Source organism: Gilliamella sp. W8145 (assembly GCF_016101145.1).
GTDB lineage: Bacteria > Pseudomonadota > Gammaproteobacteria > Enterobacterales > Orbaceae > Gilliamella > Gilliamella apis_A.
The window spans coordinates 474,578-487,757 of record NZ_JACFRC010000001.1 but is presented as its reverse complement, the minus strand read 5'-3'; the positions used below and the strand labels follow the sequence as shown (position 1 = coordinate 487,757).

The window sequence follows — 13,180 nt, the reverse complement described above, 5'->3', positions numbered from 1 at the left end:
TATATTTAAACAACCAAAATTGTGATGTTAAAAACTAAAAACCGACTTCAATAAACCAATTACCATCAACTTTGGTTAATTTAAGGTCTTCATTTTTATTAGCATTATCTTTGAAGATTACATTTATTCCAATGATAGCACGGCTTTTATCATCATTTAGATATTTAGTTGGTTGATATTCAACTTTATCAATGCCGCCATGTTCCTCAGCATAAGCTTTAGCTCTTTTTGCTCCGTCTTGCAATTTACCGGTAATCATTGTGCTAGCACCTGAAGATTTGTCTTCCTCTGGAATATAAATCATTTTTATTACAGCATCTGCATCGCCACTATAAATAGCTGATACATATTTTTCTGCGACTTTTTCTGGTGAGCTTTCACCTGATGAACACGCAATAGCGAATAAAGTTAAAAAGAAGATACTTACATACTGAGTTAATCGTTTCATTGTTTTTCCTAAATAATTTACTAAATTTAATTATTATTAATGCCTGAAAATGTTAACAATACTTTGAAAACATGAAGATAAGTGCTTTGCAAATCTTGTTAACGATTTAGATATGCGGTTTAAGGTTATAGTAACTCAGTTGATAATGCAATAAAATTTGTTTTGCAAATAAAAAAATTAAATACCACTAATAAATTGAAATTAATTATCAATAAAGCCATTAACTTTATCTAAATTTTTTTAATATTGTTAACCACTCTTCACTTAAATTTGCATGGATAGTTAATGGTTCATGGGTGACGGGATGCATCATTTTGATAGTGCTAGCATGTAACATAAGACGTTTAACACCGAAATAATAACCAAAAGCACGATTTTGATGGAGATCTCCATGTTTACTATCACCAATAATTGGATGGAAAATATGTTTTAAATGGCGACGTAATTGATGTTTTCGACCGGTCTGCGGTTTTAACTCAACAAAACTGTACCTAGCTGTTGAATATTTGCCTACTGCGATAGGTAATTCTATTTTACTAAGGCCTTTATAAAAGGTTATTGCTTCTTGTGCTGGCTTATCTTTGCTGGCAAATTTATCAGCAATTTTATCTAACTCTTCAGCTAATGGATAGTCAATAGTATCTTCACCATCAACATAACCTCGTACAATAGCATGATAAGTTTTTTCAATCTGTTTTTCAGCAAACTGTTGTGATAATAAACGAGCGATATCGCTAGATAGCGCAAAAATTAATACTCCAGAGGTTGGTCGATCTAAACGATGAATAGGATAAACATGTTGCCCTATTTGATCTCGTAATGTTTGCATTACAAACACTGTTTCATTTTTATCAAGCCAGCTACGATGTACCAACCACCCTTCTGGCTTGTTTATTGCTATTAAATCATTGTCCTGATAAAGAACCTCAAAAACCATGCTTAATTAACCTATTTGACTATAAAAATAATTTTTCAAGTTCATTAGCAATACTAGGGCTATTGTTATCGCCAATCGTATAACTAGCTTTGGCTTTAACTTCATCATCGGCATTACCCATAGCAATACCTAGTCCTGCAATAGCAAACATACTAATATCATTATAACTATCACCAAAAGCAACGATTTCACTTAGTTTAATATTTTCATGTTCAGCCCAATGTTTTAATCCATTGCCTTTTGTATTACCTTTAACTGCAATATCGGCACGATTCGACCATGACCATTCACAAGAAAACTCTTCAAGTGCATCAACTGCATCTGAAAATTGTTTTAAGGCAGATAAATTATGGCTACTGGTAGCAAATTTGAAAATCATATTGGCCTGTTCAATGACTTGTTCAAAATTATCAACTTTTTTAACTTCTGGTTGTAAAAATTCTGGTAATGAGTTCAACCATCCAAAGAATCCTTCTAAATGATCATCAAGAATTTCATAATTCATAACTTGATCTGTGTAAATCATGGTATGAATACCAAACTGATTGACTAAGTTCAATAAAGTTTTTGCTTGCTGTTTAGTCATCGGTTTTGCAGCAAAATTTTGTTGTTGTTTGAAATCATATAAGTAAGATCCATTACAACAAATTGCTGGTGTTGATAATTTGAGTTGATAATAATAAGGATGTATTACCGTATGATGACGACCAGAGACTAAAATAACTTTAATGCCTTTATCCATAATTTTTTGGATCATCTCTACTGTTTCAGGAAGGATTAAACGATTACTCGCCAGTAAAGTACCATCCATATCAAAAGCAACTGCTTTATATTTCATAACATCTCTCTTTCTAATTTTTGCTCAAATCCACGAATATTTACTAAATAATCTATTTATCTATTGATATTAACCATAAAATAACACTAAAAGTCTATCTTTTGTCGACCAACAAATGAATGCGATAAGGTAGTTCCGTCCACCATTTCAAGTTCACCACCTACAGGAACGCCATGGGCAATACGAGTCGCAACGATATTAAACTCATTACACATCTGAGCAATGTAATTAGCTGTTGCATCACCTTCAACTGTTGGATTGGTTGCTAAAATAACCTCATGAATCGATTCTGACGCTAATCGGCTTTTTAGTAAATCAAGACCAATATCGCTTGGTCCAATGCCATCTAGTGGCGATAAATGGCCAAGTAAAACAAAATAACGACCACTATACTGTCCAGTTTGCTCAATGGCAAAAATATCTGCTGGAGATTCAACCACACAGAGCTGATCACTACTTTGACGGCGAACATTAGCACAAATAGTGCAGATCTCTTGCTCAGTAAAAGTTCTACATGCTTTACAATGGCCAATGTTATTCATTGCCTCATTTAACTCATGAGCTAAATGAAGTCCTGCTTGACGGTTTCGTTGTAATAGATGATAAGCCATTCGTTGTGCTGATTTTGGACCAACACCAGGTAAACAGCGCAGTGCACTAATAAGTGATTCGAGTAAAGGACTGATTTGCATGAATTATTTTGTTACCATATAGTTATAATAATTAATCAATAATACCTTGTTTCAATTATGTATAAAACAAGAAATATTCTATTATTTCAATTCCAAATTAATTAAATTTTGAAAAACCTAACGTTAAATTACTTGTTTTATACTTTTCAAATTTTCATCATTAATAATGATTAGCAGTTAAAAATAAATATCCCATTAAGCTATTTTTTGTTATGCCTAGCATAGCTTTTTGGCTCTTCACCTTTAAATAGCCGCATAATATTACTACTATGACGAATAATGATTAAGCAAGAGAGCATTGTCACAGGTAACGTCAACTCGGGCTTGAAAAACCAGACAAATAGAGGTGCAAAAAGAAAGCCAACAATTGCAGCCACAGATGAATAGCCAGTAATAATTAGCGCCAAAAACCACGTTAAAAGAAAACAGCCAGTAAAATCAAGTCCAATAGGCGCCATCATGCCTAAAGCAGTTGCAACGCCTTTACCACCACGAAAATGAAAGAAGCAAGGGAAAATATGACCAAGACAAGCTGAAATACCAATTATGCCTAAAAAGAAAGGTGATATCCCTAGTCGATAAGCAATATAAACAGGAATCGCTCCTTTTAACATATCAAATATTAATACGATAACGGCAGGTAAACGGCCATTAATTCTTAATACATTGGTTGCGCCCGGATTATGAGAGCCATGCAAGGAAGGATCATGTAACTTCATCACATGGCAAATAATCATGGCGCCAGACAGTGAACCACAGAGATAAGCAATGATGATCATTAATATAATTTGTAATGTCAAAATACCTCTCCTATGGTTACCGTAGTTTTAGTCTAGATTATTTATCTTTTTGTCGTTGCAATAATGGTTTTAAATATTGACCTGTATAGGATTTTTTCGATTTAGCAACATCTTCAGGGGTACCTTCAGCAATGATCTCACCACCACCACTTCCTCCTTCAGGACCTAGATCGACAATCCAATCAGCAGTTTTGACAACATCTAAATTATGTTCAATCACGACTATAGTATTGCCTTTATCTCTTAAAGAATGTAATTGAGCGAGCAATTGTTTTACATCGGCAAAATGTAAACCTGTAGTTGGCTCATCAAGTATGTAAAGTGTGCTACCAGTATCTCGCTTAGATAATTCTTTTGCAAGTTTCACCCGTTGTGCTTCACCACCAGATAAAGTAGTTGCTGATTGACCTATGGTAATGTAAGCAAGACCAACATCAATTAAAGTCTGTAATTTACGTGAAATCATAGGTACTGCATCAAAGAACTCACGCCCTTCTTCAACCGTCATATTTAGGATTTCATTAATCGATTTACCTTTGTATTTAATCTCTAATGTTTCTCGATTATATCTTGCACCATGACACTGATCACAAGGTACATAGATATCTGGTAAAAAGTGCATTTCGACCTTTATTAGACCATCACCTTGACAAGCTTCACAGCGCCCGCCTTTGACATTAAAACTAAACCTTCCTGGATTATAACCTCGAGCTCTAGCTTCTGGCACACCAGCATAAAGTTCCCGAATTGACGTAAAAAATCCAGTATATGTAGCAGGGTTTGAACGTGGTGTTCGACCTATAGGACTCTGATCAATTGCGATGACTTTATCAAAATAATTTAATCCGTTGATAGCCTCATAAGGTGCAATGTCACTTTTTTCCGCGCCATTAAGCTCATTTTGGGCTAAAGGATACAAAGTGTCATTAATCAAAGTTGATTTACCGGAACCAGATACACCAGTAATACACGTAAATAAGCCAACTGGAATATTCAAGGTAACATTTTTAAGATTATTTCCCGTCGCACCAATGAGTGATAACATTTTTTTCTTATCGATTTTGGTTCGCTCAGCAGGAATTTCAATTTTTTCCTCACCAGAAAGGTATTTACCCGTTAATGAATTTTTACATTCCATTATCTGTTTTGGCGTACCTTGTGCAACAACCTCACCACCATGAACACCTGCACCAGGGCCAATATCAATAACATAATCAGCAGCCATAATCGCTTCTTCATCATGTTCAACGACTATAACGGTATTACCTAAATCACGTAAATGAGTCAATGTATCAATCAAGCGACTATTATCACGTTGATGTAAACCAATCGACGGTTCATCAAGAACATACATCACACCAACTAATCCGGCACCAATTTGGCTAGCCAGTCGAATACGTTGCGCTTCACCACCCGATAAGGTTTCAGCAGAACGAGATAAAGTTAAATAATTTAAACCAACATTAATCAAAAATTGCAGCCGATCATTTATTTCTTTTAAAATCTTTTCAGCTATTTGCGCCCGTTGTCCGGTCAATGTTAACTTATCAAAAAAGTCCTTCGCTTGTTGGGTACTTAAATTACTAATAGTTGGTAAATTAGTATCGTTAATAAATACATGTCGAGCTGTTTTACATAACCTTGAACCTTCACAACATGGGCAAGGTCGATGGCTAATATATTTAGCTAACTCTTCACGAATTGTTTGCGAATCGGTTTCTTTATAGCGACGAGAAAGATTATTGATAATACCTTCAAAAGCATGTTTACGCTTCACAACGTCACCACGATCATTAGTGTAAACAAACTGTATTTCGTCTCCACCAGAACCATTTAGTAAAATATCTTTCACTTTTGCAGATAATTTTTGATATGGTTGATCGATATCAAATTTATAGTGTTCAGCTAACGATTTTAACATCTGAAAGTAATAAAAATTACGTCTATCCCAACCTTTAATCGCCCCTGCGGCTAAGGAAACTTCCGGCATTTGAACAATTCGATTGGGATCAAAATATTGTTGTACCCCCAACCCATCACATTCAGGGCAAGCACCAGCTGGATTGTTAAATGAAAACAATCTTGGTTCAAGTTCCGAAATACTATAGCCACATATTGGGCAAGCAAAATTGGCTGAGAATAGATGTTCTTCAGCTTTTGGATCATCCAAATTCGCGACTTTAACAATACCATTGGTAATTGAAAGTACTGTTTCAATTGACTCAGCTAAACGTAGTTTCAAATCATCACGAATACGAAAACGATCGACAACCACTTCAATAGTATGTTTTTTCTGTAGCTCAAGTGTCGGAGGATCGGAGAGATCATAAACATCACCATCAACCCGAACTCGAATATAACCGCTAGCAGCAAGTTGTTCGAATAATTTCACAAACTCACCCTTACGCTCAGTAACCACTGGCGCAAGTAACATATAACGATTTTCTGCAGGTAATGCCATAATACTGTCAACCATTTGCGAAACTGTTTGCGCAGCTAATGGTAAATTATGATTTGGACAACGTGGCTCACCAATTCGAGCAAATAACAGACGTAAATAATCATAAATTTCGGTGATTGTACCGACCGTTGATCGCGGATTATGTGATGTTGATTTTTGCTCAATCGAAATAGCTGGCGACAAACCTTCAATATGATCAACATCAGGTTTTTCCATTAGTGATAAAAATTGACGAGCATAAGCTGATAACGACTCAACATATCGTCTTTGTCCTTCAGCATATAAGGTATCAAACGCTAGTGATGATTTACCAGACCCAGACAGACCAGTAATTACAACCAATTTATCTCTTGGAATAACTACATTGATATTTTTTAAGTTGTGTGTTCTTGCACCACGAATATCGATATCTTTAATTGACATAGATCTCTTCTTATATGTGTGTTTAGATAAATAGACAAAAGATTAACTGTATATTATACCAGTATGGAATGATTAAATATACAACTATATAGCTCAATAGGGTCGGTTAGTAAAATTTCAATAATATAAACCAAATTTGTTCATTAAATAATAAAAATAAAGCATTTTTTAATCATTCAAAAACCCCGTTCCTCAAAATTTTTCTTAATAGATTAGAACTAAAAATTATATTTCTATAACTTAAAATTATTTGTTTAACAAATATAACCATTTTACAATAAACAAGTAATTGTGTTTTATAGTGTGAGGAATAGTTTTGAATAACGATGTATTACAAGCTTTAAATTTATTAAAATCAAAAAAATGGATTGATTTGACCCATGCATTTGATCACAATTCACCACATTTTTTTATGTTTAATCCAGCCGAAATCAAAACGCTATTTGATCATAATGATGGTTTTTTAGCACAAAACTTTAGTTTTGCTGGACAATATGGCACTCACTTAGATGCGCCTATTCATTTTGTGCCTAACACTCGCTATTTGCATGAATTACAATTACAAGAACTAGTATTACCGTTAATTGTTATCGACCAATCGCAACGAGCACAACAAGATCCTAATTTCTCTTTTTCAGTAGCAGACGTATTAAGCTTTGAACAGCAGCATGGACAAATTGAAGCTGGTAGCTTTGTTGCATTACGAACTGATTGGAGTAAAAAATGGCCATCACAAACGGCAATGGAAAACAAAGATGCTAATGGGAATAACCAAATTCCGGGATGGGGACTTGATGCACTGAAATTTTTATTTGAAGAACGAAAAATTAAAGCTATTGGTCATGAAACTTTTGATACTGATTCAGCCAAAGCATTTAGGGAAAATAATGCTTTAAAAGGCGAATACTATGTTTTAGAGCAAGATACTTATCAAGTTGAATTAATGACCAATTTAGATCAACTGCCAGCTAAAGGAGCAGTTATCTTTAATATTGTAGCCAAACCTAATAATGCATCAGGTTTTCCGGTTCGTTCTTTTGCTATATTACCTTAATTTATTCATCATGCCCTACTATCTATTTTGGTTAGATATTAAGGGCTAATATTTCGGTAAATATTGATTTGCAATAAAAAACGGTCATTAAGACCGTTTTATTTATTAATTCTCAATTAATTTTGGTGTAGCGTCCAAAGGTATTATAGCACCACGATACTGAATCACAGTTCCTGCCACTAGATGACCTTGACTGGCTGATTGTGAAGGAGTTTTACCACTTAAACGAGCAGCTAAATAACCAGCACTAAATGAATCACCAGCAGCTGTAGTATCGATAACATCTTCTTTAGCAATTTTATTAGCTGGAACTTCAAAACGACCTTCCAAAGAATCAATGATGCAACTATCACTACCACGTTTTATCACTATTTCCGAAACACCAAAGTTTTTAGTACGCTCAATAACTTGTTCATAAGGTAATTTACCCCATAATAAATCTTCATCATCTAAAGTTAAAAAGGCAATATCAGTGTATGACAAAATATCTGAATAAACGCTACGAGCTAAATCAAAGCTACTCCATAAACGAGGACGGAAGTTATTATCAAAAATAACCTTACCACCATTCGCCTTAACTTGTTTTAATAACGCTAATAATTTAACGATACTTTCTGCATCTAAAATTGCGATACTAATACCACTTAAATAAACATAATCACATTTAGCAATTTGTTCAGTAACTTTGGCTGTTTCGGCTGTTTTTAACCAAAATTTAGCTGCTGCATCATTACGCCAATAATAAAAAGAACGTTCACCTTGCTCGTCAGTCACAATGGAGTAAAGTCCTGGCATTTTATCAGCCATTCTTTGAACTAGATCAGTTGAGATATGCTCTTTTTGCCAACTATCAAGCATTTCTTGACTAAAAGGATCGGTTCCTAAGCCTGTCACATAGTGAATCGAAAAATCTTTATTGGTCAACAAACGCGATAAATAAACCGAGGTATTAAGAGTGTCACCACCAAAATTACGGGTTGTTGAATCTTGTTTTATTGAAAGCTCAATCATACATTCGCCAATAACAGCGATATTTGTAGTCATAGTGTTACCTAAAATCCTTACTCTATCTATAAATAATTCAATGCAATTTTTACCACAACTTTACGAACCGTAGCAATCTTATTATCAACAGCACAAAGTGGTTTATGAACTTCATTGGGTAAAAAAACAATAAAATCGTCAGGCTGTAATACTAACATAGTTTCTTCGTTAGGCGTTTTGATAAAAGCGATATCATTTTCCGCTATTTTATCATCTAAAACTTGAGTGTGTGGAGGCAAAGTACAAATAGCCATACCTTCCTGCCCTTCTAAAACAATTTGTACATCAATATACTTTTTATGATATTCAGGATTAGCGTCATGAATATATCTTAATGAATTATCTGACACCATAAAAAACATATTGTCACCATCGATATCATAACGACCAGCTGGTGTATTGCCATTAACATTGTCCTTTACGTATTCAATCGATTGTTTAATTTTGGCCGGCAAGTATGGAACTAAATCCAAATGATTAACATTACCTAAAATCATACTCAATGCTCCTTCACTTATAAATTGATGCAATAACTATTCACTATACTCTTCTACATACAACTATATGGAAGAATAAAATCTTTAGGCAAGAGTATATACTCAAGCAATAATTTTTTATAGTTCATTTATTAAAAATTAGGAAAAACAATCTATTATCGAAATCACGTAAATATTAAAAAACCGCAATTATGCGGTTTTAAAAAAGAAAATTTATAAGAATATATTTAGATCAAATTATTTCTCTTTGGCAATTTTATCCAATGCCAATGGTAAAAATTTATCTAATTGTTTTTCTACTTTGATATAAGCAGATAATGGTAATTTGTATGGGTCAGAAAGATCTTCATTTTTACCTGTGGCAAATTCAGATAATGTAAATACTTTATCTTTCGATTCTGGGAATTTATCCAAAATTTTATCTTTATGTTTTTGCGTCATTGTCAGTAAATATTCTGATTTATCGATATCCTCTTTCACTAATTGCGTTGCTTTATGTGAAGATATATCAATATTTCTATCTTTTAATACCTTAACTGTACCTTCTTCTGGTGTTAATTCACTTGGATCAACATTAACACCCCGTGATCGAACCTCAATATTGAGATTATGTTTGTCAACATAATCCTTAGCCAATGCTTCGGCCATAGGGCTACGGCCTGTGTTACCTGTACAAACAAAAGTAACAACATGATCGAATGCATAGCAAGAAACACTAAACAATGCCAATAAACCAACTAAATATTTTTTTAAATTAAACATGTTTTACCTTAATAATTAACTAAAAATTCGATTTTATAATAACAAAAATAACATAAAATTCTAATTTAGCTTTATTTCAATGTTTAGGTCTATAACATCCTATTTATTTCATTATTTAGATCATATTTAATCTGCAAAAATAAACAAGAATAACCACTGTCTAGCGATATAATAGGATTATTAAAAGAAAACTATTCATAATTTTTATCAATAACGTTGTAATTAAAATGATAAACAATAACCCTACTCTGCGGAGGATTAGCTTCTCCAATATCTTTTAATTTTAGGTAATATCCCATTTTAATTTTAGCATTTGACGATTGAAAGCCTATTTAAACAATCTTAATTTTACTTATTTTCATTATTTTCCTTTAACAAGGTTATTAAATGACTACGACTTTGTTGTAAAAGTTCAATTTGTTTATCAAGTTTTAAAAGTGTTTCACTCAAGCCATTTTTAAACTCCTTACAAGGAGAAAATTTGTTACTTTGATATTGCCAACAAGGAAGGATCTTACGTATAACTTTTAATGTTAATCCGGCACTACTTAATTTATGAATGAGTTTAACTCGGTCAATGTCCTCTATTTCAAACTGACGATAACCTGAAACTGTGCGTTTTGGTGAAAGAAGTCCTTCTTCTTCATAGTATCTAAGCATCCTTATACTAATTTGACTAAGTTTGGATAATTCACCAATTTTCATAACACCTCCTATTGACTCTAACAGCCCTGTCATACTTTACCATATGGTTTTATTTATTAAAGGAGATATTAAATGATCAAATTAATTACGTTAGTTAAACGCAAAAAGACATTAAGTTATCAAGAATTTGATAACTATTGGCATAACCATCATGCAAATTTGGTTAATTCACAAAAAGAAGCGCTAGGAATTCTTCATTACGTCCAAAGTGTTCCATTACAGGATAAAAAACCGGGAAATGCTATGCGCAATAGCAGAGATGCACCTATTTTTGATTTTGATGGAATGGCTGAAATTTACTGGCAAAGTAAAGAAAAAATGTTAAGTATCAGAACTTCACCTGAAGCCAAAAGAGCCATCCAATTATTATTAGATGATGAAAATCAATTTGTCGATCACTCACAATCGCTAATCTGGTATGCAACAGAGCGAATAATCATCTAAATGTAAAATGAATGATTATTGTTAGCTGTACGTTTAGTTTAATAATTTTTTAAAATCTTACAATAAAAAAGCCATTCGATATGGAATGGCTTTTAGATATTAATTGAAGATAACAACTGAGAAAGTGCTACTCCCACTCAATAGTCGCTGGCGGTTTGCCGCTGATATCATAGACCACTCGTGATATACCATTAACTTCGTTAATGATACGGTTTGATACTCTTCCTAAAAAGTCGTATGGAAGATGCGCCCAATGGGCAGTCATAAAGTCGATGGTTTCTACGGCACGTAGCGAAACAACCCAATCATAGCGACGACCATCGCCCATAACACCAACTGAACGTACCGGTAGGAATACGGTAAACGCTTGACTAACTTTGTGGTATAGTTCAGCTTTGTAAAGTTCTTCGATAAAAATAGCATCCGCTTGTCGTAGTAAATCACAGTACTCTTTTTTCACTTCACCTAATACGCGTACGCCTAAACCTGGTCCAGGGAATGGATGACGATATAGCATATCGTATGGTAAACCGAGTTCTAAACCAACTTTACGTACTTCATCTTTGAATAATTCACGTAATGGTTCAACTAAGCCCATTTTCATATCTTCTGGTAGACCACCGACATTGTGGTGAGATTTGATAACATGCGCTTTACCTGTGTCAGCGGCGGCTGATTCAATAACATCGGGATAAATAGTCCCTTGAGCTAGCCATTTTACATCTTTAAGTTTTGCTGCTTCTTCATCAAAAACTGCAACAAACTCTCGGCCAATGATTTTACGTTTAGCTTCAGGATCTGCTTCACCTTTTAATGCCGCCATAAAGCGATCTTCAGCATTAACCGCGATAATATTTAAACCAAATTTATCACCAAACATGTCCATTACTTGTTGTGCTTCATTTAAACGTAATAAACCATGATCAACAAAAACACAGGTTAATTGATCGCCAATTGCTTGATGTAATAATAGTGCAGTAACCGAAGAATCAACACCACCAGATAGACCTAATAATACTTTATCTTGGCCAACTTTCTCTTTAATACGTGCCACGGCATCAGTAATAATTGAAGAAGGTGTCCACAATTTTTCACAATGACAAATATCGATAACAAAGCGTTGTAATAGTTCAAATCCTTTAACAGTATGAGTAACTTCAGGATGAAACTGTACACCATAAAATTGTTTTTCATCATTTGCCATAATAGCAAATGGACAGGTTTCTGTTTGACCGATTAAATTAAATGTGTCTGGTAATGAGGTTACTTTATCACCATGGCTCATCCAAACATCAAGCTGATTAATACCTTGATCATTAATGCTATCTAAAATTCCGTCTGTTAATTTTGATTTTGCAACAATATCTACTTTAGCATAACCAAATTCACGTTGATTAGATGCAGTAACGACTCCGCCCTTACCTAACTGGATCGCCATTGTTTGCATACCATAGCAAATACCTAATACCGGCACTCCTGCATTAAATACATATTCAGGTGCACGAGGGCTACTTTGCTCGGTAGTACTTTCGGGACCACCCGATAAAATGATACCTTTAGGATTAAATTGTTTAATTTTTTCTTCCGAAACATCCCATGGCCAAAGTTCACAATAAACACCGATTTCACGAACTCGTCGAGCAATTAATTGCGTTACTTGTGAGCCAAAATCCAAAATTAATATACGCTGCTGGTGGATGTCTTTATTCATCAATCTTAATTCCTAAAATATGGGCTAATATAAAAGTTGGTGGCTATTGTATCATCTAATTATTAAGCTTAAATAGCGTATAAACATTTTTTTTGTATATTCATCCTACGACATAAAGGTTTATAATCTTATTTTGTACATGACTATCTTAATCAATATGAGAAAATAGCTGTTTGCAAAGAGAGATATAAATTATTTAGCGTATTAAGAAAATTAATTGCGTCTTAACTTCAATAAAGGTCATTAAAAATCGAACTATATCGCAAAACTCAATGTTGTTACTTTAAAATTCGTTATTATTAATGCAAAAATAACTCGAATTTATCTATAGATAATAGTTTAAACAGATAGTAAATTCACATTT

Annotated in this window: 13 protein-coding genes; 2 read left to right on the top strand and 11 right to left on the bottom strand. The window is 33.7% G+C overall.

Going from position 1 to position 13,180, the window contains the following annotated elements:
* Positions 1–34: 34 nt before the first annotated feature.
* From H3T80_RS02155 to uvrA, 6 genes are all read right to left on the bottom strand, one after another.
* Positions 35–448, bottom strand: coding sequence for a DUF4878 domain-containing protein (locus H3T80_RS02155; protein ID WP_110447970.1), 414 nt, complete (start codon positions 446–448; stop codon positions 35–37).
* Positions 449–674: 226 nt separating this feature from the next.
* On the bottom strand, positions 675–1,385 hold the full coding sequence (gene truC / locus H3T80_RS02150; protein ID WP_198199718.1) for a tRNA pseudouridine(65) synthase TruC: 711 nt from the start codon (positions 1,383–1,385) through the stop codon (positions 675–677).
* A gap of 19 nt (positions 1,386–1,404) precedes the next feature.
* Positions 1,405–2,223 (bottom strand): pyridoxal phosphatase, encoded by an 819-nt coding sequence (locus H3T80_RS02145; protein ID WP_110447972.1) that lies wholly within the window; start codon positions 2,221–2,223, stop codon positions 1,405–1,407.
* An 86-nt stretch (positions 2,224–2,309) separates the two neighbouring features.
* The gene (recR, locus tag H3T80_RS02140) at positions 2,310–2,915 is read right to left on the bottom strand and encodes a recombination mediator RecR (protein WP_110447973.1); all 606 of its coding nucleotides are present in this window, start codon (positions 2,913–2,915) and stop codon (positions 2,310–2,312) included.
* A gap of 200 nt (positions 2,916–3,115) precedes the next feature.
* Entirely contained in the window at positions 3,116–3,715 is a 600-nt protein-coding gene (gene plsY, locus H3T80_RS02135; protein ID WP_146208327.1) for a glycerol-3-phosphate 1-O-acyltransferase PlsY, read from the bottom strand.
* 37 nt (positions 3,716–3,752) lie between these two features.
* Entirely contained in the window at positions 3,753–6,593 is a 2,841-nt protein-coding gene (gene uvrA / locus H3T80_RS02130; RefSeq protein ID WP_198201095.1) for an excinuclease ABC subunit UvrA, read from the bottom strand.
* A gap of 322 nt (positions 6,594–6,915) precedes the next feature.
* Here uvrA and H3T80_RS02125 point away from each other — a divergent pair, with 322 nt between their 5' ends.
* Positions 6,916–7,653: a cyclase family protein gene (locus H3T80_RS02125; RefSeq protein WP_232350074.1), complete on the top strand. Its 738-nt coding sequence runs from the start codon at positions 6,916–6,918 to the stop codon at positions 7,651–7,653.
* Between the two features lie 105 nt (positions 7,654–7,758).
* Here the strand turns inward: H3T80_RS02125 and H3T80_RS02120 are convergent, their stop codons facing one another.
* From H3T80_RS02120 to H3T80_RS02105, 4 genes are all read right to left on the bottom strand, one after another.
* Entirely contained in the window at positions 7,759–8,697 is a 939-nt protein-coding gene (locus H3T80_RS02120; protein ID WP_086356949.1) for a sugar kinase, read from the bottom strand.
* A gap of 26 nt (positions 8,698–8,723) precedes the next feature.
* Positions 8,724–9,194, bottom strand: a complete 471-nt coding sequence (locus tag H3T80_RS02115) for a YhcH/YjgK/YiaL family protein (protein WP_198199717.1) — start codon at positions 9,192–9,194, stop codon at positions 8,724–8,726.
* A 237-nt stretch (positions 9,195–9,431) separates the two neighbouring features.
* On the bottom strand, positions 9,432–9,956 hold the full coding sequence (locus tag H3T80_RS02110; RefSeq protein ID WP_110447976.1) for a low molecular weight protein arginine phosphatase: 525 nt from the start codon (positions 9,954–9,956) through the stop codon (positions 9,432–9,434).
* 348 nt (positions 9,957–10,304) lie between these two features.
* A complete protein-coding gene (locus H3T80_RS02105) occupies positions 10,305–10,661 on the bottom strand; it encodes a MerR family transcriptional regulator (protein WP_198199716.1) in 357 nt (118 codons plus the stop codon).
* Positions 10,662–10,733: 72 nt separating this feature from the next.
* Here H3T80_RS02105 and H3T80_RS02100 point away from each other — a divergent pair, with 72 nt between their 5' ends.
* On the top strand, positions 10,734–11,105 hold the full coding sequence (locus H3T80_RS02100) for an EthD domain-containing protein (RefSeq protein ID WP_198199715.1): 372 nt from the start codon (positions 10,734–10,736) through the stop codon (positions 11,103–11,105).
* Positions 11,106–11,232: 127 nt separating this feature from the next.
* Here H3T80_RS02100 and guaA read toward each other — a convergent pair whose 3' ends face one another.
* Positions 11,233–12,816: a glutamine-hydrolyzing GMP synthase gene (gene guaA / locus H3T80_RS02095; RefSeq protein WP_198199714.1), complete on the bottom strand. Its 1,584-nt coding sequence runs from the start codon at positions 12,814–12,816 to the stop codon at positions 11,233–11,235.
* Positions 12,817–13,180: the final 364 nt, after the last annotated feature.